Source organism: Bulleidia sp. HCP3S3_C9, from assembly GCF_052064035.1.
In the GTDB taxonomy this organism is placed as follows: Bacteria; Bacillota_I; Bacilli_A; order Erysipelotrichales; family Erysipelotrichaceae; genus Bulleidia.
In genome coordinates this window covers 24,488-50,346 of the sequence record NZ_JBQHWJ010000007.1, presented here as the reverse complement: position 1 = coordinate 50,346, position 25,859 = coordinate 24,488, and the positions used below count along the sequence as shown (strand labels likewise).

The following is a 25,859-nucleotide window of genomic DNA, read 5'->3' as shown; positions in this document are numbered from 1 at the left end:
GCCAAATATATTTTTAAATCTCATCCAATGACCCGCAGACAGATTACGAATGCTTTGAATGCTGCTTTTCCTATTTTTGCTCAATAGTGAATCTGATGGTTAATTATGAAATATTATTCTTTTTCCATAACCAAAATAAAACATCCAGATTTTCATCTGGATGTATTTATTTTACTTCTTTTTCTTTTCGTCTTTTGCTTCCTTAGGTTTAACGCCCATGGATTTCATAACCTGACGAACCTGTGCTTCACTTGGTTTTCTTCCCATCTGCATGAACATTGCACGAATCATCTTTTCGTTGATTGGCGGATTTTCTTCAATCTGCTTCTGGAAATAGTTTCTAGAAACAAAGAATGTGATCACTGCTGCAACAGCTGCACCAGCTACAAACCATAAAACACTTGACCAAAATGTACTCATCATTAATACCTACCTTTTTAAACGTCACTAAGCATTATATCAAATAAGAATGAGATTTCCTATATGATTCATTCAGAATCTTTTTTAGAAACTTCAATTCCTAGTACAGACAACTGTTCAGGATCAACATTACCAGGTGCATCAGACATGAGATCTAATGAAGAGTTTGTTGTTGGGAATGCTACAACATCACGAATATTGTCTGTTCCAGCAAGTACCATTGTTAATCTTTCTAGACCAATACCAACACCGCCATGTGGAGGAGTACCAAACTTGAATGCATCTAAGAAGAAGCCAAATCTTTCCTTTGCCTTTTCCATAGATAATCCAATTGCTTCAAATACCTTCTCCTGAAGATCCTGATCATGAATACGAATTGAACCAGATAATAATTCATATCCGTTTAATACTAAGTCATATGCTCTAGAAGATACATGCTCTGGATCAGAGAATAGCTTATCAATATCTTCTTCCTTAGGTGCAGTAAATGGATGATGTGCAGCTACCCATCTGTTTTCTTCTTCAGAATATTCGAACATTGGGAAGTCTGTTACCCACAAGAACTTATAGCATTCACCAGTTGGAATGAGATCTAATTCATGTGCAAGCTTGACTCTTAAAGCACCAAGAGAAGATTCAACGATACGATTGTTATCTGCAATGATAAGAACAAGATCACCATCTTTCATGTCTAATCTTTCAACAACTGCATTCTTTTCTTCTTCACTTAATGGCTTCACAATAGAACCTGACAGTTCTCCATTTGCCATCTTCAGATATGCAAGTGCTTTTGCCTTGAATCCGTGTTTTACAAATTCCTGCAGCTTGTCTAATCCCTTACGAGAATACTTATCCTGTGCATTCTCAAACTTTAATGCACCAATCATTCCTCTTGTATCTTCTACAACATTTTTAAATACAGCAAATTCTGTATTCTTGAACAAATCTGTAATATCCTGAATTTCATTTTCAAATCTTAAATCTGGTTTATCAGAACCATATCTCCTCATACATTCTTCCCAAGGAAGACGTACAAAATGATCTTCTAAGTCATAGTTCTTTGTTTCTTTGAAGATATTCTTCATTAGATTTTCAACAATACCGAAAATTGTATCTTCATCACCAAAACTCATTTCAATATCAATCTGTGTAAATTCTGGCTGACGGTCTGCTCTTAAATCTTCATCTCTAAAGCATCTTGCAATCTGGAAATACTTCTCCATACCGCCAATCATACATAGCTGCTTGTAGATCTGTGGAGATTGAGGAAGTGCCCAGAAATGACCATTGTAGATTCTTGATGGTACAAGGTAGTCTCTTGCACCTTCTGGTGTACTCTTTGCCAGAATTGGTGTTTCAATTTCAATGAAACCTTCCTGATCAAGAACTCTTCTAGCAACCATACAGATTTTATGTCTTAAGATCAGATTCTTTTGAATTGTTGTTCTTCTAAGATCAAGATAACGATACTTCAATCTTGTGTCTTCATTTGTTGTGGAATTTTCAGATAGATCAATTGGAAGAACATCAGAGCTGTTAACAATTACAACATCTTCTGCATGTACTTCAATTTCACCAGTTGCCATCTTAGGATTTGCATCCTTACGTAACTGTACTGTACCTGTTACCTGTAAAATATATTCATTACGAACATCTTTTACCTTTTCAGCCATTGTTTCATCAAATGTTACCTGTACAATGCCGCTGCGATCTCTTAGATCAATAAATACTAATGATCCAAGATTTCTTCTTTTTGCTACCCATCCAATCAAAGTTACTTTTTCGCCAGCATTTGCTGCACGTAAAGTTCCATTTTCATGTGTTCTTTTCATTACTTGTTACCTTCCCATTTTCCAATCGTTTCAATCAATTCTTCTTTCTTGATTGTGATTTGTTCTTCGCCACTCTTCTTGACATTACATGTTCCATTAGCAACTTCTTCTTCACCAATGATGACAATGTATTTTGCCTTCTTTCGATCTGCAGATTTAAACTGTGCTTTTAAGCCACGTTTTACAAGGTTTCCTTCTGCAACGTATCCTTCATGTCTTAACATCTGTGTATATGTTAGAACAGCATCATTCACATCACCAAGGCCAATGACATAGGCATCTAGATCATCTGTATGACCAAAATCATGTCCTTCTTCTCTTGCTAAGGAAATCAATCTTTCCAGGCCAATCGCAAAGCCAATACCACTCATCTGTGGTCCACCATAGTATTCAACAAAGTGGTCATATCTGCCACCTGCGAAAATTGTTGCCTGTGATCCTGATTCTGGACGTGTTGATACAACTTCAAATACTGTATGTGTATAGTAGTCTAGACCTCTGACAAGTCTTTCATCGATTTCATATGGAATACCTAGTGCATCCAATGCTTTCAGTACACGCGCAAAATATTCTTTACTTTCATCATTGAGATATTCACTTAATGATGGTGCCTGTTTCATACAGTCAAGATCATGATCAACTTTACAGTCAAGAATTCTTAATGGATTCTGTTCAAATCTTCTATGGCAGTCAGAGCACAATTCATCTAAATGTGGTTCAAAATGCTTCTTTAAAGCTTCTCTATATGCACTTCTAGAATCATCATCTCCCAATGTGTTGATCAATACCTTCACAGAAGAAATACCCATCTTCTTAACAATGTCATAGCCTAGTGCAATTGTTTCCGCATCTAATTCAGGAGACTTCGCACCAATATTTTCTACACCAAACTGTGTGAATTGACGCTGTCTTCCCTTCTGTGGACGTTCATGTCTGAACATTGCTCCACAATAATAGAATCTAGCAGGAAGTTCCATAGATCCATATAGCTTATGCTGATCAAATGCACGAATGACACCAGCTGTTCCTTCTGGTCTCAATGTATAGGAATCACTTCCCATCTGAAATGTATACATTTCCTTATTTACCATATCAGAGGAATCGTTTTCTCTTTTGAATACATTTGTACTTTCAAAATATGGTGTACGGATTTCCTGATAACGGTATACTCTTGTTACTTCTTTGATGACATCTTCAACATCATGCCAGGCATTCATCTCTTCTGGTAAAATGTCGTATGTTCCTCTAGGTGTCTGGTAGTTCATATTAACCTCCTTTATATAAACAAAAAACGCCCTTTACACAAAAGGACGCTCATAGCGCGGTACCACCTTTATTCACATCTAACTCATTAGATGCACACTTCATTACCTTAACGCGGTTAACGAATATTCCTACTCATCTTTCAGAATATCTTCTCCAGAGTGTCTTTTCTTATTGATTTCATTCAATGCTTTCACCTGATCATTGTCTCTAAAAATGAATCTTTAAGAATTTCTCTTTCATCGAAATTGCATAAGCATTATAAACTTCTTTTCTATAATAAACAAGTGAATTAGTGGAAGCCTCGATCAACATCCACAACAGATTCCACTTTTCTAATATTTGCAATCAATGTATTTAAATGTTCCACATCATGCACACGTACAGTCAGCTTTAATGTTGAAATCAACAGCTCATGATTGACATCAGCATTGATTTTATCAATTGGTGCTTTAAATTGAGAAATGACTGTTAATATATCTGTTACAAGAAATGCACGGTCCCGTGCAGTAATCACAATTTCAGAATCATATGTACGTGTTGGATCTCCTGCATCCCACATGACATCAATCAATCTTGCATTTGCAGAATGAATATTCGGACACATTGCACGATGCACTTTAACACCTTCTCCTTTGGTAATAAAGCCTTTGATTTCATCTCCATATACAGGTAAACAACATTGTGCAATACTCATTCTCATAGATTCAATACCCGGAACAATAATACCTGTTTTTGTATTTGCTTTTTTACTTGTATCACGATTTGTAATACGAGAAATTGCCTGTTCTTCAAAGTCCGTAACGCGTGCTTTCTGACGTGTCAGTTTTTCAGTAACGACTGTTGGGTTAATGGATTTCACTGCGATTCCATACATGAAATCAACGTAAGTGCCAACCTGGAAATCATGATAGGCTGCTTCCAGGCGTTTTTTATCCATGTATTCTTTTGCATCAAATCCACGTTTTATTAACTCTTCTCTTAACAGTTTTTCACCAAGATCAACAAGTTCAGATCGTTTTTCCGTTTCTTTTTTCTGCAGGAAATTACGGATCTTATTTCTTGCCTGATTTGTTTTAACAAACTGCAGCCAGTCTTCACTTGGTTCTGTTCCTTTTCTTGTCTTGATTTCAATGACATCCCCTGTATGTAATTCTGTATTTAAAGGAACCATGACACCATTGACAACTGCACCAACACAGGTATGTCCAACATCTGTATGAACACGGTATGCAAAGTCAATTGGTGTAGCTCCACTAGGAAGATCAATGACTCTACCCATTGGCGTCATCACATAGACATTTGCTTCAAATACATCGTGCTGTAATGTTGCCATGTATTCACTTGCAGATTCAGAAGCACTTTCTTCTTCTGAATATAATGCAAAGTTTTTAAACCAGCCAAGTTTTTCTTCAATCTGCTTCTGTTCAATCTTTGGATTATAATTTGACCCTTCTTTATATCTCCAGTGTGCCGCAACACCGTTTTCAGCAATGCTGTCCATTTCTTCTGTACGAATCTGTACTTCAAAGATTTTCCCATCATCACCAATAATTGTTGTATGCAATGACTGATACATGTTTGGTTTAGGCATTGCAATATAATCTTTGAGTCTTCCTGGAATTGGCTTGTATTTTGCGTGAATGTAGCCAAGAAGCTCATAACAGTTTAGTTCCGACTGTGTAACGATACGAATCGCAAGAAGATCCAGAATCTGATCAAAACGCTTATGTTTTTTGATCATTTTATTGTAAATAGAATATAGATGCTTGCTTCTGCCAAAAATTCTAAACTGCAGATGGTTCTCATTCAACATTTCAGTGATTTCAGAAATCATATGAGAAACCGCAGCATCTCTTTCTGTCTTTTTCGCTTCTACTAAACTTGCGATATGATGATACTCTTCACGATTCAAATAATAAAAGCAAAGATCTTCTAATTCATTTTTGATTGCACTGATACCTAAACGATGGGCAATAGGTGCATAGACATCTAATGTTTCTGCCGCAATACGTTTCTGACTTGCTTCTGGCTGATACTGTAATGTTCTCATGTTATGAAGTCGGTCACACAGCTTTACAAGAATGACACGTACGTCCTTTGCCATCGCAATAAAGATTTTTCTATGATTGGCTGCCTGATATTCAGGATCATCTTTTCCTTTAAAGCGTAATGTACCAATTTTAGTAACTGCTTCTACGATATCTGCAATTTCTTCATCAAATTCTTCCGCAAGTTCATCTCTTGAAATACCACAGTCTTCAATGACATCATGCAGAAAGCCAGCTGCTACTGTTTTAGGGCCACACTTCAAAGTAGCAAGGATATAGGCAACATTAATTAAATGAACAAGATAAGGTTCTCCAGAACGACGAAACTGCCCAGCATGTTTTTCACTGGCATAATTCGCTGCATGTTCAACGATTTGAATGTTTTCTTCATTATGAATATATGTTCTGACTTCTTTTAGAACATCATTAATTCCAATATCTTTGTTCTTTTCTTTCATGTTAACCTCCCCTCTTGATAAAAATCGAAGAATCACTCTTCGATTTTTACTTATTAAGCATGATAAAATCAATTGTCACTAAGATTTAAAATACTATAGACATCGTAGTCTTTTAAAGTACCACGGCCATCCATGCCATTGCCATATAATTCAATGACAAATGCACATCCAACTACTTCACCACCAAGTTTTTCAACCATTTTTGCACTTGCTTCTGCAGTACCGCCTGTAGCAAGCAAATCATCAATGATCAATACTTTATCGCCTGCTTCAATTGCATCCTTATGCATGCAAACTTCATTGGAACCATATTCAAGATCATATTTTTCACTGACTGTTTCGCGAGGAAGTTTCCCAGGTTTTCTAACTGGAACAAATCCAAGAGAAAGTTCAGCAGCTACTGGACATCCAAACCAGAATCCTCTTGCTTCTGGTCCAGCAATCTTTGTTGCGCCAACTTTTTTAGCATAGTCACAGAATAAACGAATTGTTTCTTTGTATGCTTCTGGGTTAGATAGAATTGGTGTAACATCTCTAAACAAAATTCCTTCTTTTGGAAATCCTGGAATGGATGCAATATAGTTTTCTAGATTTAATGACATATTTTTCCTCCAAATTTGTAAAATAATATAGATATTATATCTCAATGTAATATTTCTTCCACTATCATCTGTAAAGAAATTTTTCCACGGAAACGATTTATTTGTAGTTTTCCGACAAATCCATTTACATTTTCTGGTGTCGAAATACCTTTTCGCTTATATACAATTGCATCTAATACATTATTTTTTAACTGTATTTCATAGCGAATTGTTTTTGGTGTTTCTTTTTGAGAAATCACAGAAACATCTTTCAATGCAAATAATGGTTCTATCATCGTTCTTGGATATGGTGAGAGTTTTGATAAATCAACAACGGTATCAAAACTCACATCGTCTTCTGAAAGAAGAATGGCTTTTTTCTTTTCTTGTGTAAAGTGGATTTGCTGATGCTGCAGCTTATAGCTGACGTGTTCTTTCAATACAGTCAAGTCTTCTTCCTTAATAGAAATTCCAACTGCCTGCTCATGACCGCCAAACGCAATCTTCTGATCAAAATCTGAAAGAAAATCAAAAAGATTAAATCCTGGAACACTTCTGCCGCTGCCTTTGATCAATGTATTGCTTTTGGATAGAACAAGAAATGGTTTATGGTACGTATTTGCAAGTCTTCCCGCAACCAGTCCACAAATACCTTCATGAAATGTTGGACTGTAAATAATCTGAATCAAAGAATCATCAATCATTTTTTCAGCACTTCTATTTTCAATTTCTGATAATTCTTTTCTTTTTTCGTTGACAGTATTCAACTGTGCAGAGTAGGAAGCAATCACATTATCATCTTTGGATAAGAGAAATGGAACCAATGTATTCACATTTGAAATATCATTCATTCTTCCTACCGCATTCAATTTTGGAACAATATTAAATGCAATTGCAGTTTTATCAACAGAAGAATAATAAGGCAGTAAAGAACGTAAAGACTTTACTCTGCCTTGTTTCATAATAGAAATACCTTTTTTGATCAGCTTGCGTGTTTCTTTCCACTCAGGCATCACATCTCCAATCAAAGCAACACTGCATAAGGCAACAAGCTCATCAAATTCACTGCCTGTACCAATCAGATTTCTGCTGATTTCCAATGCAACCCCAGCGCCAGAAAGATATGAAAATTCACTTTCCATATAGTCAGGATGTACAACAATATCTGCTTCAACTTCTTCTTCAATTTCATGATGATCAGTTACAATCACAAACATCCCAAGCTGTTTAGCTTTCTGTAAAGCATCATGTGCCTTGACACCATTATCTACGGTCAAGATAACAGAATATCCTTTCTGGTATGCAAGTTCTACTGTTTTCGCATTTAAGCCATAGCCTTCTTTAAAACGATCTGGAATATAGTATCCATTTTCTATTCCAAATACATCTAATGTGCGTTTCATAATTGCTGTTGAACATATGCCATCTGCATCATAGTCCCCACCAACAAACACTTTTTCATGATTGTTTTTTGCTTCTATCAGTCGTGCACAAGCTTTTAATACGCAATCTGCTTTAGATACAGAAAGATGATCATCTGAAGAAAGAAGATCATAGATCAATGCATCATCCATATTGGATGCGGCAATCAGCTTTCCACTCAATTTACCTACATTCCATTTTTCTACAATTTCTTTTTCATCGACGGTAATGAGTTCATGATCCATGCAATGCTAACTCCTCAAATATACGGCCTCTTTCTTCAAAGTTTTTAAAGTGATCATAGGAACTTGCCGCTGGAGATAATACAACGCTGTGTCCTTGACGACAAATCTGTTTTGCTAAAGAAACGGCTTCTTCAAGATTTTCTACTTCAAAAAGACCTTCTCTATCGAATCCTTTTTCTTTCATTTCATGATGGATTCTTTTTCCTGTTGCATACATAAAGATGACTTTGATGTCTTTTTTCTCATTAAAGTAAGCTTCCAGCTCATTATATTCAATCCCACGATCCATTCCACCGACAAGTACAACATCTGCATCATCAATAGACTGTAGTGCCTGAATACATGCCTGACCAATTGTGGAAATAGAATCGTTGATATAGCGAATACCATCCTTTGTACCAATATTTTCTAGACGATGATGTAAAGGATGGAATTTATTACAGGCATCTAAAACCTGCTGTTCACTGATTCCGAGTACATCCGCAATATACCATGCGACTGCTAAATTCTGATAGTTATGCTGACCAATCAATGAGCAGTGATCTACAGTGAGTATTTTTTGTGGAATATGCAGTTCTTTTCCATCTGTATAGATATCTTTTCCAATCAATACTGGTTTTACAGGTGCTTTTTCAATATAGCCATATTGATCCAGCATTGTATGCATGATTGCAATATCTCCTGCATGCATATTTTTGAAGTTATTAAACTTTGCATCTCCATATTTCTTGAAAGATCCATAGTGATCTAAATGTTCTTCAAAGAGATTTAAATATACACCGATATGAGGAGAATATGGACAATACTCTAGCTGGTGACAAGATATTTCAAAAGCTGCATATGCACCTTTTTCCATTTCTTCAATTGCATCAAAACATGCAACACCAATGTTGCCAACAAGTACAGTTGGATACTTTTCACGCAGTAATTCCGCAACAAGAGATGTTGTTGTGGATTTTCCTTTTGTTCCTGTTACGCCAATTGTTTTTGAAGCATAATGCTTTAAAAACAATTGTGCTTCTCCACTGATATTGTCTAAAGACTGTCCTTCAGACACAACAATTCCAGGTGCTTTCATCACTAGATTAAACTTAGAAAAATCACAATCTTTGTCACTCAAACAAATAGTATGTTCCGTTGTTTCTTTCGCAGTAGCCAATCCTTTTCCACCATCCGCAATTGTAATTTCCATATCTGGAAATAAAGAACGAATCAAACGGTACGTTGCTTTCCCTTCAATTCCATATCCCCAGATACATATATTTTTTCCTTCAAATTCTTGTTTCCATGTTTCTAACATTAAAATTCACGCAGCTTTCTTTTCAAGATTTCAGCATATTCTAAAGGTAGATTATTCTCTTCATTAAATGCAAGCATATCTACACTCTTATCTTTGTATGCTTCATAATATGTACTTGTTTTATACCAGGATAGTAATTCTGGCAATGTTTCATGATTGTTCTCATGATGACGAATGGACATGCATAAAGCAATATTCACTTCATCTCTTGTACCAACACATTCAAATGGCTTGTCATCAAGAATTCCTGTTAATTGTTCAAACAGTTCTTTCATAGATGGATCATTTAACATATCTGTATGGAAGATATTGACAATCGTTTTATCATCCAGATATGCACAAAGCATGCAGCAGACAAACAGACACTTTGCACAATGACCACACCACTCACCCTTTTTAGAGCCAACATTACAGCTTCTAAATACTGGAAGATACGAAGTTAATCGAGAAAACAATCCAGCAATCTGTAATTCGGAAAGTGGTCTTAACAAAGAAAAATATTGGATGTCCAATGTCAGATATCGTTTACAGTATTCATGGAAATCTTTCTCAAACTCAAATGTTTTTGAATATTGATGATTCACTGTACTGCCTTTGATCGTTGATTCATTTGCACTTGATTCATTGGATAAAGTAATATACTTTCTTTCATAGATCAAAGCAGTTAAATAAGAAGCAAATGCTGCCATGGCAGAGAACGGTGTATGACCATTGAGATACCCCTGCTTGTTGAGTGCAAGCATTCTTGGATCCAGTGTTCTTTGATTGATAATCAGATCTTTTCCTTCTTTGTAACCAGCCGCATGTGCAGAGTTGACTGCAGAAATAACTGGGTTAATGATAAATGCACAATTATCTTTCTTGTATGGTGTAAGTACATCCAGCGTAACAAAACTATCTTTTCCTCCACCAACAGGAATCAGATTTCCTTTCACTTCTGCATCATATGAATCACCACTGATTTGTTCTCCACAGGAAGATAAATGCATGAATCCATCAGGATCTAGAGGAATATTGTTAACGTAGAAGAATTCACCAAGACCATGGAAATACAGCTTCTTCCACCAGGCAATCTGATAGTCATCCAGTTTTCCACATTCCACAATAACATTTTCAGGACAGGCGATTTTCCAGTAGGAAATGAGTTCCACCATACCTAGAGAAAATGCTGCTTCCTTGACATATTTTGTATTTAAGTGAGAAGGAATATCTTTTGGCTTTGGAATTGTCATTGTAGGCGCAAATTCAGAAAGGCCTTTTGCTTCAAAATGAAATGTGAATCGATATGCATCCTGCAAATCTTCAATATCAAAGGAATGATAATAAAACTCCGTATATTGTTTTCTTAATTCTTCATATTTCATTGCAGTTCCTCCAATAGATCAATTACCTGCGAAAGATCTTCTTTTTCAAATTCAATATTTTCTTTCATTTCATCATCTGGCTTGATCGTATCTTGAATAAAGCAGGAATGCATACCTGCACGTTTTGCCGCAAGAATACCCATCTTAGAATCTTCCAGAACTAGACAATTTTCAGCTTCTACACCTAAAATAGATGCACCAAGCAAGAAAATATCTGGATCCGGTTTTCCATGTTCTACCATATCTCCGCCAACAATGGAGTCAAAATGTAAAGGAACACTGACAGTATGAAGTAATGTTTCTACATATTCTTTCTTTGATGATGAACATACACAACAAGGAATATGATTCTCATTTAAATATTGATTTAAAGCAACCAAGCCTTTTTTATTCAAACCGTCTGGATAAAAAGATGCCCAGAATTCTAAGTCAAATCTCTTTTTTCTAGATGCATCTAAAATATCCTGCAAATGTGGAACAGTTTCAAAATATGGTGTTAAAGCTCTTGTATCTTTTACACCAGTAATTGCCACAAATAGATCATCCGGAATTTCAACGCCATAGCTTCTTCCAATTTCTCTCCACATATCCTGTGCGACTCTTTCAGTATCAAACATCAATCCATCGCAATCAAATAAAACAGCTTTCATCTTCATATACAAACCTCAAAAAAATAGACAGCACATTGTGCTGTCTACTATTATAGCATTAAGCGTTGATTCCTTTGAATGTATATTCATCAAGCACTTCTTTATTCTGCTTCTTTTTCTTCTTTGGCTTATCCTCATGCTTTGTATGAGTTCTGAGATAAATCCATACACTTGGTGCAATAAACAAGGATGAAAATGTACCAGCGACTAAACCAATAAGCATAGCGAAGTTAAATGTAAAGATTGCATTACTTCCCATAAAAAGCAAGAAGATAACTGGGAACAGAGTTGTAATAGATCCATAGAATGACATCTTGATTGTCTTATCTAATGAACTGTTCACAACTTCAGCATACTGTTCCTTGCTTAAGTTGCCCTTCTTGGATTCCATTGTTTCTCTAATTCTATCGAATACGATAATAGAGTTGTTGATAGAATAACCAATGATTGTTAACAATACAGAAATTAATTCTGTATTAATTTCGTATCTGGCAATCATGAATAGTGCCAATACCATGAATACGTCATGGAACAATGCAACAAGACATCCAACTGCATAATCCCATTGATAACGGAATGTAATATATGCAAGCATTGCAACCCAGGCAACAACTGTTAAGATAATTGCATTTCTAACAAGATCTTTACCAACAACTGGAGTTACAACGTTATCGTTTGGTTCCTGTCCATATACATCCTTCAATTCAGCCTTTAGCTTTGTCAATTCTTCTGTAGAGAATGTCTGTGTTGTTGTAGCGTATACAGAATTTTCTCCAGCTGCCTGATAAGCAAAACCCTTATAGCCAAGTGTTTCCATTTCGCTCTTAACTTCATCTGTTGTTAATGCGTTATCAGATGTAATTGTCAGCTTTGTACCAGAAGCAAAGTCAATACCTAGTTTTACAAAACCATTACCCTTTGCCATATTGAAAATACCAAGACATAGTGCAAGAGCAAAGACAGCTAAAGCTGCACGAATGACAAGCTTAGATTTCTGAACATAGTCAAACTGATGTGTTCCTGTATAGAATTGAGACTGTCCTTTAGATATATCTGGAATCTGTTCTTTCTTCACAGCGAACCATTCAGGATGATTATCCGCAATATGAGAATTTACAATAAGCTTTAACATGATTCTACTTAAAGCAACGTTCAACAGCATTGTCATAATAACTGTAATGATCAACATTGTTGCAAATCCCTTAACAGATCCATTACCCCAGATATACATAATCAAAGCTGTAAGGAATGTTGTAAACTGTGAGTCAAAGATTGCAGAGAATGATACTGTTTGTCCCTCTCTAACTGCGTTTGGAACACTTCTACCCTTATATAGTTCTTGTCTGATTCTTTCAAAATCAATGATATTAACGTCTACTGTCATACCAACACCAAGAACAAGAGCACCGATACCTGATAATGTAAATACTGCACCCATAAGTGAATATAGACCAAATACGCCCCAGATATATGCAACAAGCATAATTGCAGATACAATACCAGGAAGTCTATACTTAACAATCATGAACAGCATAACAAGTGCTACACCGATACCGCCAGCCAAAGCTGTTTTTGCTAAAGCATCCTGACCAAACTGTGCAGAAACTACATTGGATGATAATTCGGTCATCTTGACTGGTAAAGAACCAGAATTGATCAGGTTAGCCAGTTCACGTGCTTCTTCGTCTGTGAAGTTGCCAGAAATCTGACAGTCACCAGAAATTTCAGAATTTACACTTGCTGCAGAAATATATTTAGGTTCTTCTCCCTTTGCAGCTTTTGCTGCTTCTGTTTTATAGGAGTTACCTTCTTCATAATCAAGCCAGATGACCATAATGTTGCTTCCTTTTGTTTTCTTGGAAACTTCTTTTGTCATTTCAGCAAATTTTTTCTGATCTTTGATTTTTAATGAAACGATTGGCTGCCCATTTTCGTTATATGCTAAAGATGCACCGCCTTCCGTTAAGATAGATGAATCAGCTAGTTCATTATCATCAACATCTCTGAATGTAAGATTAGCAGTTGTACCAATCATTTCACGTGCTGCATCTTGATCTGTAACACCAGCCAGCTGAACTCTGACTCTGTCATTTCCTTCAACAGAAATACTTGGTTCAGATACACCTAATACATTGATACGTTTTGAAATTGAATTCACAACCGCATCCATGTCAATAGAACTGTCTCCATTCAAAGGTTTCACTTGATACAAGATTTCGAATCCACCTTGCAGATCAAGTCCAAGGTTCAAATTTGATTTCACTGTACTATAAGTTGTTGTTACTAAAGCAAACAGAATAGCAACAATACCTATGAATACCGCAATTGAACTCTTTTTTGTTTTTGATTGCTTTGCCATTTTATTTTCCTCCAAAAAGATCTGCAAATTCACTTAAGTCTTGTGATGAACCTTTCACAATTGCATTACGCGCTAAAAAACGTACAATATCTTGTGCTTTTACAGATAGAACTTGATTGATTGCCGTATGAAGCGACCTAGGACAATCATTTTTCCAAAGACGATCTCTCAGATAGTCTTCCAGGTTTTCATATTGAAGCGAGGGAATTTCTTTGCTTTTCAGTTGCTGCATTTTCAATACCATCACAAGCTGAACACAGGTATTATTTACATCAAACACTTCCAAATCGATTTCCTCCTCCATTGATAACTAATACATTATATCAAATTATTTGTTGATTTTTATACTGATTTAAAAAAAGGAATCAAATAACTGATCCCAATTAATATAAAGCAATCCATAGTCCAATACAAGCAAATATTGCTTCTACAACCCAGAACATTTTTACAATATTCACTTCTCTCATGCCCTTAATTCTAAAGGCATAATGAATTGGCGTATACACGAATACTCTTTTATGAACTGTTCTAACAGATACCTGCTGAATGATGACACAAAGTGTTTCAATGACTGGAACGCCTGCGATAAATATCAAAGGCAGTTCTGTTTTTGTCACCATTGCTAAAGCTGCTAATACGCCACCTAAAGCTAATGCACCTGTATCTCCCATAAATACCTTTGCTGGTTTTTTATTGTAATATAAGTATCCAAGCAAAGCACCAATCAAACATAGAACAAACATCAATACTGTATATTTCTGCTGAACATATGTAATGATTGCATATGGTACTAAAGCAATGATTGTAACGCCACTGCTCAATCCATCCATACCATCTGTCAGATTCACCGCATTTGAGCTTCCAGCAAACATAAATAATACAAGCAGGAAATACAGCCATCCTAAAGAAAGTGTTGTTTTAGAGAATAGAAGAATAATAGAAAGATCTCCATGCATACGATAGAGAAAGAAGAAAGCAGCTGCTAAAACAACCTGCATTGTAAATTTCTGCTTTGGTGTTAACCCATCATTATTCTTTTTTACCGCAATGAGAAAGTCATCAATAAATCCAATCAGTCCATATCCAACAAATGCTAAAATAATGATCCAGACATTTAGATCTTTCATTGAAGAAGGAAAAGCAACAAGTGTCACTAAAATTGGAACAAGGATAAACAGTACCCCTCCCATAATTGGTGTACCTGCCTTCTTCTGATCATCTTCAAGTGCATATTCACTGACTGATTGTTTGAATGACAATTTTTTTAAATATGTGATAAACGGCGGCATCAGCACTAGAACAACTGCCAGGCTGACAATAAAACCGATCATAAGTTTCAAAACCATAAAGCGCCTCCATAGCCGTATAATTATATTACAATCTCTTAACCAAATTCAACTTTGATCGTTGTTCCCTTTTCAACAACAGTTCCAGGAGCAACCGATTGTGAAATGACATTTCCACTTCCACTTAATTCAAATCCAAATCCACTGACAGCCCACAATGACGATACATCTTTTCTAGTCCAACCGGACAAGTCTGGCATCGTAAACGCATTTGTATCTGTTAACAGGAATACTTTTTCTCCACTGACAACGGAACTGTCTGTTTTTGGAAATTGATCAATCACTGCATTTCCATTTCCTAATACAATTGTCTGGCATCCTGTTGATGCTAATTTGCTATCTGCGTATTGAAGTGAATGATTCAACAAGTCAGGCATTGTACCTGTCGTAATTGTCTGTTGTGTTGTTTCTTGGGAAGATATTGTTGCATTATCTCCATTAGAAAATCCATATGTCTGTGCAACTTTTCTTAGAAAGGCTGTCGTTGCATCTGTCTGCGCATGTGCATTCGGGTTATAGTCCCCTTCAAATGCGTAATATACAAGAACCTGTGGATTATCTGCAGGAAGTGCAGCCATCAAAGATATAATAGTTGTATTACTTGTTTCATATGCATTCCCATCACTGCCACTGTCAGCAACCTGTGTTGTACCGGTTTTTGCAAGAATCTTGCATTCTGGAATCTGATAGAATCTTGCAGATCCATCTTCATCATTAGCAACACGATACATGATGGATTGTACCTGTTTAGCGGTATCAGAAGTAATCGGATTGCCAACAGCTGTTTTTTCTGCTTTATAGATGACTTTACTTTCATCATATGGATCAACAATGGAATCAACAAAATAGGGTTTTACCATTGTTCCGTCTGAGAAAATAGATGAATATGCCTGGAATAGTTGCAGCATTGTAACAGTACTGCCCTGCCCATAAGATAAAGACAATTTATCTGCTGGCCAGGTAAAGTTCAATAGACCAGAACTTTCAGGCAATCCATCTGTATTGACATTAGAAAAGAAACCAAATTTCTTTAAATATTCTAGATGTGTTTCAGGCGTAATGTATTGCGTTTGAATTGTTGCCGCAATTGTATTTAACGAATAGATTAAACCATGATCCAAATCAATTTGTCCATATTTTTTCTTTCTCGCATTATAGATACATCCATAGTTATCTTCTGAATATGTCTGTACAGGATCATTCTTACTGTCAGATGTAAAACAGAATTCATTTCCATCTCCTAAAGCATTTCCATCATACTTGCCTTCATTGATTGCGGCAGCCCATGTAAATGTCTTTAATGTAGATCCTGGTTCATATGGTGTCTGTGCGCCAATGTTCGTATAGTCTTCAATATTTTCCAAAGTATTTGGATTAAAGGAAGGTGTCTGTCCCCAGGCAATGACTTTTCCAGTATTGATTTCCATTGCACCACCCCAGGCACGTGATACGTTGAACATTTCTTTTGTTGTCTGAAAGGATTGTTCCAGTGTGGATTGAATCCCGGAATCTAATGTTAAATACACATTATCTCCATTCACTGCCGATACTTTTTCTTCTTTCATCCCTGGAAGAACATATCCATCTTTATCAACCTGATATGTTCTAGAACCATCTGTTCCTCTTAAATAGGAATCCAGATATAATTCCAGCCCCATCTTTCCAATAGTATTGCCACTCTCATCCGATTGTGCGTAGCCAATCAAGTTTGATGCATATACATTATTTGGGTAGACACGCTGAATCGAATCTGTAAATTCAATTCCTGTTAAATCAGATGCTTCAATTTCATCTTTCACACTTTTAGATAGGTTTCTACCAGCAAGTCCTAATTCTGTCTGGTATTTATCTTGTGATAGATAATCCAGAATTTTCTCTCGATCCATACGGAGAATCTTTGATAAAACATCAGCCGTATGTTCTTTGTCTTTGACATATGCAACGCTTTTTCCTACGGATGGTCTAGAAGAATCCAAGATACATACAATGTTATATGTTTTATTATCCTGTGCGATAATATTTCCATTACGATCTTTGATTTCTCCACGTAATGCCTGTTCTTTTTTTGTTACGATATTTTGATTATCTGCATATACACTTAGATCTGTACCGGAAAGGAAATGCACTTTACCAATAGATACAACAAAAACATTGGCTGTAATGAGTATCATTATCCCCAATGTTACGCAAATAATATTTCGAATCGCATGATTGCGTCTTCTTTTTTTCATTTATTTCTCACTCCCCATCTTGTGAGCCATCTGTGATTGTGATGACATTATTCTGGTTACGGCTCATGCCACTGCCAGCAGCGATTTCATCAACACGATCAGAGGAAGATAGAGTTTGAATTTCTACTTTTACAGCATCGTTCTGTGTTTGTATTGTAGCAATTTGAGAGTCAATAGATTGCTTCTGTGTACTTAAAGAATTGTTATAGGATCTTAAAAATAAAGATGAAAAAAGCGCAGCTGCAGCAGAAATGAAGAAAAGTCCGATAGATAATCGGAATAAATTGATTCTTCTTTTTTTCTTTTTTACAGTTACGATTTTTGCCATGATCTTATCCTTTTATTCTTTCGATCACACGCAGCTTTGCGCTATGTGAACGATGATTTTCATCTAGTTCTTCTTGTGTTGCTAATATAGGCTTCCGATTTATTAATTGGAAGGAGGCCTGCTCCATCTGTTCAACCTTCAATGGAATTCTAGGCTCAACAAATGGAGCAGAGGAATAGTCTTTAAATGTATTTTTTACAATACGGTCTTCTAATGAATGGAATGTGATGATTGCACATCTGCCATTTACATCCAATAGATCCAGTGCTTCTTCAATTCCTTTCTGCAATGCACCAAGTTCATTGTTTACCTCAATGCGGATTGCCTGGAAGGTCTGTTTTGCTGGGTGACCCTTTTTACGCAGTTCCTTTGCAGGAAGTGCAGATTTAATCACATCTACCAATTCAAAAGTTGTTTTGATTGGCTGGATAGTTCTCTTTTTTACGATTGCTTTTGCGATTGCATACGCATATCTTTCTTCACCATATTCTTTCAAGATTCTTGTCAGTTCCTGCTCAGAATATGTATTGACGACTTTCTCTGCATCTAAATCTTGTTCCTGATTCATACGCATATCAAGTCTTGCATCAAAGCGATAAGAAAAGCCTCTTTGGGAATCGTCAAACTGTGGCGAAGATACACCAAGGTCCATCATGATTCCATCTACTTTTTCAACGCCTCTTGCATGCAGTTCTTCTTTCATTCTAGAAAAATCAGCATGAATCAGTGTTGCTTTATCAAGTACGTCTTTTAGATTTTCTCTGGATTCTTTTAATGCCTGTTCATCTTTATCGAATGCATAGAGATGACCTGTTGTTAATTTCGAGATCAAATACTTTGCGTGCCCTGCTCTGCCAAGTGTTCCATCAACATAAATGCCGTCTGGTTTTACATTCAAGGAATCTACAGTTTCATGTAATAGTACTGATACGTGTTTCATTGTAATAAATCCGTCAATCCTTCTGCTAAGTTCTCAAAGCTTTCGCATGATTCATCATCATAGACATCATATTTTTCAGCTGGCCAGATCTCGAAATGGTCGCTGACACCTACAATGACACAATTCTTGATGATTTTTGTATCATCAATTTGAAACTGAGGCAATAAAATTCTTCCCTGACTGTCAATACCGCATTCATCTGCTTTACCTGTAATATGTCTTACAAATGCTCTTGCAGCGGCATTGGTCTTAGGAAGCTTGTTCAGTTTCATTACCATCTCACCCCATTTTTCTTCTGTATATGCGGCAAGACATCCGTCCATCCATTCAGTTACATAGACAGACGTAGAAAGTTGGTCACGAAATTTGGCAGGAATAATGAGTCTGTTTTTTGAATCCAGATTATGTCTGTACTCGCCCATGAACATAACCATCACTTTTCCTCCACTTTCTACCACTTCATGACACTATTCTACCACTTCTGTTGTTGTATGCAAGAAAAAACTATACATTTCGTTCAATTTTACAAAACAAAAAAGAATATAGACCTAAGCCTATATTCTAATTCGTAAAATGTTTGTTTTTACTTAGCAGCGCTTGTTTCTGCACTACCTACATTACCACAATTAGGGCAAGCATGATGTGGACGCTTTACTTCGCCACATACAGGACACTTAACTAATGTTGGAGCTACAAGTTTATAATGTGTTCTTCTCTTGTCTCTTCTGTGTTTTGATACTCTTCTCTGCTGTACAGCCATTGTCTAGCACCTCCTACTATTCACTCTTGAATTGCTTCAGTTTTGCCAGACGCGGATCAATAAGATCTTTCCGGCTTTCCTGATACTCAGCTTCACTGTATACCTTCCAGCCATCGCCTTCAGGATACTCTCCTTCTTGAACATCACTCACTTCTAATGGAACTTCTAATAGAATGGCATCTATAATCGCATCCATCAAGTCAATGACTTCACCACTAACGACGCGTGTATCTTCTTCATCTGTTTCTTCAAACGAATATGTTTCATTACTTTCAGAAACAAAAGGATACTCGATTGCTTCACCCGTAATAGAATCTGGAACAATCATCGTTCCTTCTACACGAAGCTCACAATAGAATCTGTCGTTTTCATCATCTAAGAATCCACTTCCAGATACATGTACATCTTTCGCATCTTCAATCAGTAAATTACCATCAAATGCATGTGCATCAATCGTAACATCTTCATCAAAGTTTACGTGTACAGAATTTTTTAATAATTCACTTCTCGTCCATTTCATAAAGATATGCGCTCGTTAACGCTAAATTATTATAACAAAGACATTAACAAAGTCAATGTATTTCAACTTTTAGTGGATATTTTTCTTAATCCATGTTACTACAGCCTGCATTGCTTCCAAAGAATTTTCTTCATGCAGCACCTCATGTCTCATATGCGTAAAAAGTTTTGTATCAATATGTTTATATCCGACATTTTGTAATCGCTGAATACTATCTTCAAACCCCTTTTTTCCACCAATACACGGATCATCCTCTCCAGCAAATACATAGATTGGTAGATCTGGTTTTTTACATTGATATAGGGAAAGATCTCCCATTTTTGACATTAATGTAAATAAGTCTAAATAGCCCTGTGAAGTAAATGGAACACCGCACAATTCATCATTGATATAGTCTTGTACATTATTTTTATTATATGAAAGCCAGTCAACATCTGTTTCTGGATGATCAATCACTTTATTAAATGATCCCGTTGCCAGATTTTCTAAAAACTTGCTTTGACTGTCTTTTCCTTTCATTTTTACTACAGTTTTTGCTAAAAGGATACCAATCCTGCATGCACTTTGATAACATGGAATACCACATAAAATACATTCATCAACCAAATCATCATGTTCCTGCAGAAAAACACGTCCAATAATTGTTCCCATGGAATGACCGAAATAGATCAGTGGAAGATCTGGATATTCTTCTTTTACCATCTTGGCAATCTCAACTGCAGAATTCACCAATGTTTTCCATCCATCCTGATCAGAGAAATATCCTGGTTTTCCATCTTTTGCACTTTTTCCATGTCCTGGCAAATCATACGTAATACATGCAATTCCATTTTCATTCAAATATTTTGCAAATGCATCATAACGCATTTTATGTTCCTGCATTCCATGCACACAGAAAACAACTGCTTCTGCTTCAGTTTTCGGTCTATAAAATTTATACGACAAATTCTGTTCTTTCATTATAAAAATCCTCATTTTCTTTTCTACTAATATTTTACCATACACAGAAAAAAAGTCCGAAGATTACTCTTCAGACTAGATTTTATTCACCTTCAATGATTACGTTTGTGTAAACCTTGTTTACATCATCAACTTCATCTAGAAGATCCATGAGCTTGTGATAAGCATCAATATCTTCCTGAGATGTTAAAGTTACATATTCATCTGGAAGTAATGTTGCTTCACATACTTCAAATTCAACATTTGGAATTGCCTTTTCAATTACTTCCTGTGCTTTTCCAAAATCTGTGAAAGCTGTTTTAACTGTCATTGTTCCATCTTCACAAGATAAATCAACAACATCAACATCACCATCCATTAAAATATCAAGCATGCCTTCTTCGTCTTCATAAGGGAAAACGAATAGACCAACAGACTGATATCCAAAAGATACTGCGCCGGCACCAGCTAATTTAGCACCGTGTGTCTTATTGAAGCATGTTTTAACATCTGTGATAGAACGGTTTGTATTATCTGTCAAGCAGTCAACGATAATTGTTGAATTGCCTGGACCAAAACCTTCATATCTTGCTTCATCATAGTTATCATCTGAGCCACCTTTTGCTTTATCAATTGCTCTTTTAATGACATCTGCAGGTACCTGGTTCGATTTAGCCTCAGCAATCTTTCTCTTTAATGCTAGGTTCATATCAGGATCAGGGACGCCATTCTTAGCTGCAATATATAATTCTTTTCCAAATCTTGAGTACAGCTTTGATTTTTTTGCCGCTGTTTTAGCCATAGATGCTGCGCGGACTTCATGTGCTCTTCCCATCTTTCAATTACCTCTCTTTATTTATAACGTAAGAATTATATCAAAGAGGATGTAGAATGTGAAGAAAAAAAATTTGTGTTAAAATAATTATACTATGAGTACATACGTAATAAGTGATCCACATGGCTGTAAAAAAGAATTCGATGCCATGTTAGAAAAAATTAATTTTTCTAATGAATATGATGAGCTTTGGATAAATGGTGATATCTGTGATAGAGGAAAAGAATCGATTGCTTTACTGCAGGAAATTATCGCAAGCCCAAACATGCATATTGTATATGGAAACCATGATGTCTGGCTGGAAAAGTATATGCAGGAATTGATCAACTGCAAAAAAGACAGCAATATGACAGATTTGACAGAAGATTTTATGAACTGGCTCCACTACAACGGTGGATATACAACAGCCGATCAGTATATGGATCTTTCATTTCCTGAATGTTATGACATTAAACTGTATATGGAAGAAAACAAAAGATACTATCAGTACCTGGATATTCATAATCAGAAGTTTCTTCTTGTACATGGTGGATTGTTAGACGAATACTACAAGCCAGATATTCACTTATCTGAAGTTCCACCAGAAGTACTTGTCTGGTCACATATCGGAATTGATGATAATCCATTTTCTGATGTCACGATGATTGTTGGGCATGTACCTACATTCTGTTATGGACCTGAATATGAGAACAAAATCATACACGGAAAAAATGATACAATCTTCCATATCGACTGTGGATGCGTCTACGGAAGAAGTCTTGGATGTATTCGTTTAGATGATAAAAAAGAATTCTATGTAAAGAGTTCTATGCCATATGTACATTGTTAAGAGGTCAATAACCTCTTTTTCTTTTATCACAAAAAAAGATGACCACGAAACGGGATCATCTTTTCAAATTACTTACTTTTCTACAACAGACTTAATTAATTCTGTAACTTCTTCGCAAGTATCTAATTCAACAGCCTTGGCAGCTAATTCCTGCATTTCTGCATAGCTTAGACCATTGATCATCTTACGAGCTCTTAAGATAGATGTAGCTGACATTGAGAATTCATCAAGACCAAGTCCTAATAGAACCGGAGCAGCAAGTTCATCGCCTGCCATTTCTCCACACATACCACACCATTTGCCATTCTTGTGAGCACCATCAATTGTCATCTTGACAAGTCTCAAGATAGATGGGTTCAATGGCTGATAGAGATAAGATACTGGTTCACTCATTCTATCTGCTGCCATAGAGTACTGGATCAAGTCGTTTGTACCAATGGAGAAGAAGTCAGCATACTTAGACAACTGATCAGCTAGTACTGCTGCAGCTGGGATTTCAATCATACATCCAACTTCAATCTTTTCACCAATCTTAACGCCTTCACTGATTAATTCAGCCTTAGCTTCTTCATAGCAAGCCTTAGCTTCCTTGAATTCAGCAACTGTAGCGATCATTGGGAACATGATGCATAAATGACCATAAGCTGAAGCTCTAATTAATGCTCTTAACTGTGTCTTGAAAATATCTTTTCTCTTTAAGCAGAAACGAACAGCTCTTACACCTAAGAATGGGTTCATTTCTTCTGGGAATGAATAGTAGTTTAACTTCTTATCACCACCGATATCTAATGTACGGATAACAACTGGTTTACCTTCCATTCTTTCAAGAACTTCTTTGTAAGCTGCATACTGTGTTTCTTCATTAGGGAAATCATCTTCGCTCTTCATATATAGGAATTCAGAACGGAATAGACCTACACCTTCACCACCGTTTGCCAATACGCCATCAACATCAGCTGGGGAACCGATATTACCAACTAATAATACCTTGTGGCCATCTGTAGATACGGATGGCTGTTCCTTCATAGCAAATAAAGCAGCCTTTTCTGCAGCATATTCTTCAGCCTTCTTTTCATAAGACTTGATTTCTTCTTCACTAGGGTTAACGATAACTTCACCATTGATAGCATCTAAGATGATCATATCACCGTTATCTACGCCTTCTAAGATACCTTTGCATCCAACAACTGCTGGAATTTCAAGAGATCTAGCCATGATTGCAGAGTGAGATGTACGTCCACCCATTTCAGTTGCGAATCCCTTTGCAAATTCTTTATTTAGAGAACCTGTATCAGATGGTGTTAGATCCTTGGCAACCACGATAACTGGTTCATCTAATGTAGATAAATTTGGAATTTCTTTACCAGTTAAATTGCACATTAATCTGAATGTAACGTCACGAATATCTGCAGCTCTGCCTCTCATGTATTCATCATCCATAGCTTCAAACATTGCAACCATGTTACTAGAAACTGTGTTTGCGGCATATTCTGCATTGACATTATTATTCTTGATTTCTTCTTCAATCATGCCTCTAAATTCTGGGTCATTTGCCATCATTAAGTGAGCATCAAAAATGGCAAGTTCTTCTTCTTTCAAGCTCTTTGAAGCAACTGTCTTGATTTTTTCAATATCATTGACAGTCTTTGTAAAAGCAGCATCAAGCTTTGATAATTCTTCTTCTGCATTAGCATCTTTCTTCTGGATGTCTAATACTGGTTGAACAAGCTTATAAACTTTAGCGATAGCAATTCCTTGTGAAGCAGCAATACCTTTCAGCATTTTTTCTAATCCTCCTGCATATTTTTATTGATCATATCCATGACATTCTGCATTGTCTTCATTTCCAACATTTCGTTTTCATGAAATGCAAAACGATAGTATTCTTCAACATTCATTAAAAAATCAACAATTTCATAATCATCCATTTTTAATTCTTCAAATGTTGTATCCGCTTTCAAACCAGCAGAAAATCCCCTTGTTCTTTCTAAGATTTTATTAAGAATAGCCAATTGATTCATGAATATTCCTCTAAAAAAAATTTTAGCATTAATTACAAGTTTAAGCAATCAGCGATTTCATAGATTGCTTTTCGATCCAAACGATAATATGAAGATCTAGACAAACTCTCGAAATACAGTTTGTTATCATTTTGATCAAAATAAACAGCACGTAAGAATAAGTTACTTTCTTTTGAGCATAGTTCTAAAACAAAGTTTAGATATCCAACCATTTCTAAATCCGAATGTGTCTGTTTTACATAATCAACCTTATGGTTATCATAGCCATCTAATAAAAGACGATCAATATTTGTTCGATAACATTTTGCAATATACATCACATTCTTCTTCAATTGTCTAAAGTTTTTCTTTCCTTTATACATTTTCCACTTCCTTTCTACCCCTCTTACTCCATATATAATACTATTCACAGTTTTTTCTAAATCTCCCTGAAATTTCTTAAAAAAATGACAAACTTCTAGAAGATTGATAAAATACTCGTGACAGTAAGGAGTCCTATGACAAATACATCTATAACGACATTATCTAAGAAAAGAATTCTCATAACGCTGGCAATATTTATCTGCACACCTTTGCTGGCACATTTAATAAACATCGCTGTTGTACAATATGATCTCTCATTAATGTTTTCACTAAATTTAGGTGCTGCTGTTATGATCATGTACAATTGGAATCTATTTGGCATTCATTATAATCGTGCAAAATATAACTTTATTGATACATGCATTTATTCTTTTATCGCATTTGTTCTGTTTACTTTATGGACATATATTAGCAACCGTTACTTAAAATGTATTGTCATTATGCCAAGGACAGAAGTACTCGTACGATACGGATATGCAAGAATTGGAATGCTGATTGCATACTCTTTCTCAGAAGCAAGTATGCTTTGCATTGTAGGAAAATGTGCTACGGATCCATTAACGATTCATCACCGTGAATTGCAAATCATTTTATTATCTGGCATTTCCATTGGTTTATTAACTACTATCTTATTTCTTCCAAGCAAGAATCTATTAACAATATTGATTACCTTGTTATATAACGTTGTTCTTTGTACGATTCTTTCTTACTTATATAATCAATCTAATTCCTTCATTCCAGGATTGATTGGTTTTGCGGGAAGTAATTTGTTCTTCATGATTGCATCATTGTTATAAAAAAG

25 protein-coding genes and 1 other annotated feature are annotated in these 25,859 nt (G+C 35.9%); of the genes, 2 read left to right on the top strand and 23 right to left on the bottom strand.

All coding sequences use genetic code 11. The annotated features are described in order from the left end of the window. Positions 1-171 precede the first annotated feature (171 nt). From ACTND6_RS02745 to ACTND6_RS02650, 20 genes are all read right to left on the bottom strand, one after another. Entirely contained in the window at positions 172-420 is a 249-nt protein-coding gene (locus ACTND6_RS02745; protein ID WP_178175255.1) for a YneF family protein, read from the bottom strand. Positions 421-488: 68 nt separating this feature from the next. Then, entirely contained in the window at positions 489-2,252 is a 1,764-nt protein-coding gene (gene aspS, locus ACTND6_RS02740) for an aspartate--tRNA ligase (RefSeq protein WP_441021774.1), read from the bottom strand. Then, positions 2,252-3,517 carry a histidine--tRNA ligase gene (gene hisS, locus ACTND6_RS02735; protein ID WP_178175240.1) on the bottom strand — a complete coding sequence of 422 codons (1,266 nt, stop codon included), beginning with the start codon at positions 3,515-3,517 and terminating at the stop codon, positions 2,252-2,254. The genes aspS and hisS overlap by 1 nt, the downstream gene beginning before the upstream one ends. A 38-nt stretch (positions 3,518-3,555) precedes the next feature. Continuing rightward, positions 3,556-3,767 (bottom strand) — a binding site (T-box leader). A gap of 40 nt (positions 3,768-3,807) precedes the next feature. Continuing rightward, positions 3,808-6,024, bottom strand: a complete 2,217-nt coding sequence (locus tag ACTND6_RS02730; protein WP_441021777.1) for a RelA/SpoT family protein — start codon at positions 6,022-6,024, stop codon at positions 3,808-3,810. 68 nt (positions 6,025-6,092) lie between these two features. After that, positions 6,093-6,626: an adenine phosphoribosyltransferase gene (locus ACTND6_RS02725; protein ID WP_178175238.1), complete on the bottom strand. Its 534-nt coding sequence runs from the start codon at positions 6,624-6,626 to the stop codon at positions 6,093-6,095. Positions 6,627-6,667: 41 nt separating this feature from the next. Then, positions 6,668-8,272: a single-stranded-DNA-specific exonuclease RecJ gene (locus ACTND6_RS02720; protein WP_441021779.1), complete on the bottom strand. Its 1,605-nt coding sequence runs from the start codon at positions 8,270-8,272 to the stop codon at positions 6,668-6,670. Next, the gene (gene murD, locus ACTND6_RS02715; protein WP_441021781.1) at positions 8,262-9,572 is read right to left on the bottom strand and encodes a UDP-N-acetylmuramoyl-L-alanine--D-glutamate ligase; all 1,311 of its coding nucleotides are present in this window, start codon (positions 9,570-9,572) and stop codon (positions 8,262-8,264) included. The genes ACTND6_RS02720 and murD overlap by 11 nt, the downstream gene beginning before the upstream one ends. Next, entirely contained in the window at positions 9,572-10,936 is a 1,365-nt protein-coding gene (locus ACTND6_RS02710; protein WP_320100487.1) for a hypothetical protein, read from the bottom strand. Before ACTND6_RS02710 ends, murD begins: the two co-directional genes overlap by 1 nt. Beyond that, the gene (locus tag ACTND6_RS02705) at positions 10,933-11,592 is read right to left on the bottom strand and encodes an HAD family hydrolase (protein ID WP_441021783.1); all 660 of its coding nucleotides are present in this window, start codon (positions 11,590-11,592) and stop codon (positions 10,933-10,935) included. The genes ACTND6_RS02710 and ACTND6_RS02705 overlap by 4 nt, the downstream gene beginning before the upstream one ends. 52 nt (positions 11,593-11,644) lie before the next feature. Next, entirely contained in the window at positions 11,645-13,945 is a 2,301-nt protein-coding gene (gene secD, locus ACTND6_RS02700) for a protein translocase subunit SecD (protein ID WP_441021785.1), read from the bottom strand. Position 13,946: 1 nt separating this feature from the next. Beyond that, positions 13,947-14,225, bottom strand: a complete 279-nt coding sequence (locus tag ACTND6_RS02695; protein ID WP_441021840.1) for a post-transcriptional regulator — start codon at positions 14,223-14,225, stop codon at positions 13,947-13,949. 103 nt (positions 14,226-14,328) lie between these two features. Beyond that, complete coding sequence (gene mraY, locus ACTND6_RS02690) at positions 14,329-15,291, bottom strand: phospho-N-acetylmuramoyl-pentapeptide-transferase (protein ID WP_441021787.1); 963 nt, start codon at positions 15,289-15,291, stop codon at positions 14,329-14,331. Positions 15,292-15,329: 38 nt separating this feature from the next. After that, the gene (locus tag ACTND6_RS02685; protein WP_441021789.1) at positions 15,330-17,522 is read right to left on the bottom strand and encodes a penicillin-binding protein; all 2,193 of its coding nucleotides are present in this window, start codon (positions 17,520-17,522) and stop codon (positions 15,330-15,332) included. Positions 17,523-17,529: 7 nt separating this feature from the next. Next, complete coding sequence (locus ACTND6_RS02680) at positions 17,530-17,850, bottom strand: hypothetical protein (RefSeq protein ID WP_178175229.1); 321 nt, start codon at positions 17,848-17,850, stop codon at positions 17,530-17,532. Between the two features lie 4 nt (positions 17,851-17,854). Then, positions 17,855-18,790: a 16S rRNA (cytosine(1402)-N(4))-methyltransferase RsmH gene (gene rsmH / locus ACTND6_RS02675; protein ID WP_441021791.1), complete on the bottom strand. Its 936-nt coding sequence runs from the start codon at positions 18,788-18,790 to the stop codon at positions 17,855-17,857. Beyond that, entirely contained in the window at positions 18,787-19,248 is a 462-nt protein-coding gene (gene mraZ / locus ACTND6_RS02670) for a division/cell wall cluster transcriptional repressor MraZ (RefSeq protein ID WP_441021793.1), read from the bottom strand. Before mraZ ends, rsmH begins: the two co-directional genes overlap by 4 nt. 125 nt (positions 19,249-19,373) lie before the next feature. Continuing rightward, positions 19,374-19,550, bottom strand: a complete 177-nt coding sequence (gene rpmF / locus ACTND6_RS02665) for a 50S ribosomal protein L32 (RefSeq protein WP_178175227.1) — start codon at positions 19,548-19,550, stop codon at positions 19,374-19,376. A gap of 16 nt (positions 19,551-19,566) precedes the next feature. Then, positions 19,567-20,070, bottom strand: a complete 504-nt coding sequence (locus tag ACTND6_RS02660) for a YceD family protein (RefSeq protein ID WP_178175226.1) — start codon at positions 20,068-20,070, stop codon at positions 19,567-19,569. 69 nt (positions 20,071-20,139) lie between these two features. After that, positions 20,140-21,030: an alpha/beta fold hydrolase gene (locus ACTND6_RS02655; RefSeq protein ID WP_441021795.1), complete on the bottom strand. Its 891-nt coding sequence runs from the start codon at positions 21,028-21,030 to the stop codon at positions 20,140-20,142. Between the two features lie 82 nt (positions 21,031-21,112). Continuing rightward, positions 21,113-21,844 carry a YebC/PmpR family DNA-binding transcriptional regulator gene (locus ACTND6_RS02650; RefSeq protein WP_441021796.1) on the bottom strand — a complete coding sequence of 244 codons (732 nt, stop codon included), beginning with the start codon at positions 21,842-21,844 and terminating at the stop codon, positions 21,113-21,115. Between the two features lie 94 nt (positions 21,845-21,938). On the opposite strand from ACTND6_RS02650, the gene ACTND6_RS02645 reads away from it, so the two are divergent. Next, complete coding sequence (locus ACTND6_RS02645; protein WP_441021797.1) at positions 21,939-22,673, top strand: fructose-bisphosphatase class III; 735 nt, start codon at positions 21,939-21,941, stop codon at positions 22,671-22,673. Between the two features lie 72 nt (positions 22,674-22,745). Here ACTND6_RS02645 and ptsP read toward each other — a convergent pair whose 3' ends face one another. The 3 genes from ptsP to ACTND6_RS02630 are packed head-to-tail and all read right to left on the bottom strand — an operon-like array spanning position 22,746 to position 25,056. After that, positions 22,746-24,455 (bottom strand): phosphoenolpyruvate--protein phosphotransferase, encoded by a 1,710-nt coding sequence (gene ptsP / locus ACTND6_RS02640; protein ID WP_441021799.1) that lies wholly within the window; start codon positions 24,453-24,455, stop codon positions 22,746-22,748. Positions 24,456-24,460: 5 nt separating this feature from the next. Continuing rightward, positions 24,461-24,694 carry a hypothetical protein gene (locus tag ACTND6_RS02635; protein ID WP_320100480.1) on the bottom strand — a complete coding sequence of 78 codons (234 nt, stop codon included), beginning with the start codon at positions 24,692-24,694 and terminating at the stop codon, positions 24,461-24,463. Between the two features lie 32 nt (positions 24,695-24,726). Then, positions 24,727-25,056, bottom strand: coding sequence for an MG284/MPN403 family protein (locus ACTND6_RS02630; RefSeq protein WP_178175220.1), 330 nt, complete (start codon positions 25,054-25,056; stop codon positions 24,727-24,729). Between the two features lie 135 nt (positions 25,057-25,191). Here ACTND6_RS02630 and ACTND6_RS02625 point away from each other — a divergent pair, with 135 nt between their 5' ends. Continuing rightward, positions 25,192-25,854 (top strand): hypothetical protein, encoded by a 663-nt coding sequence (locus tag ACTND6_RS02625; RefSeq protein ID WP_178175219.1) that lies wholly within the window; start codon positions 25,192-25,194, stop codon positions 25,852-25,854. Positions 25,855-25,859: the final 5 nt, after the last annotated feature.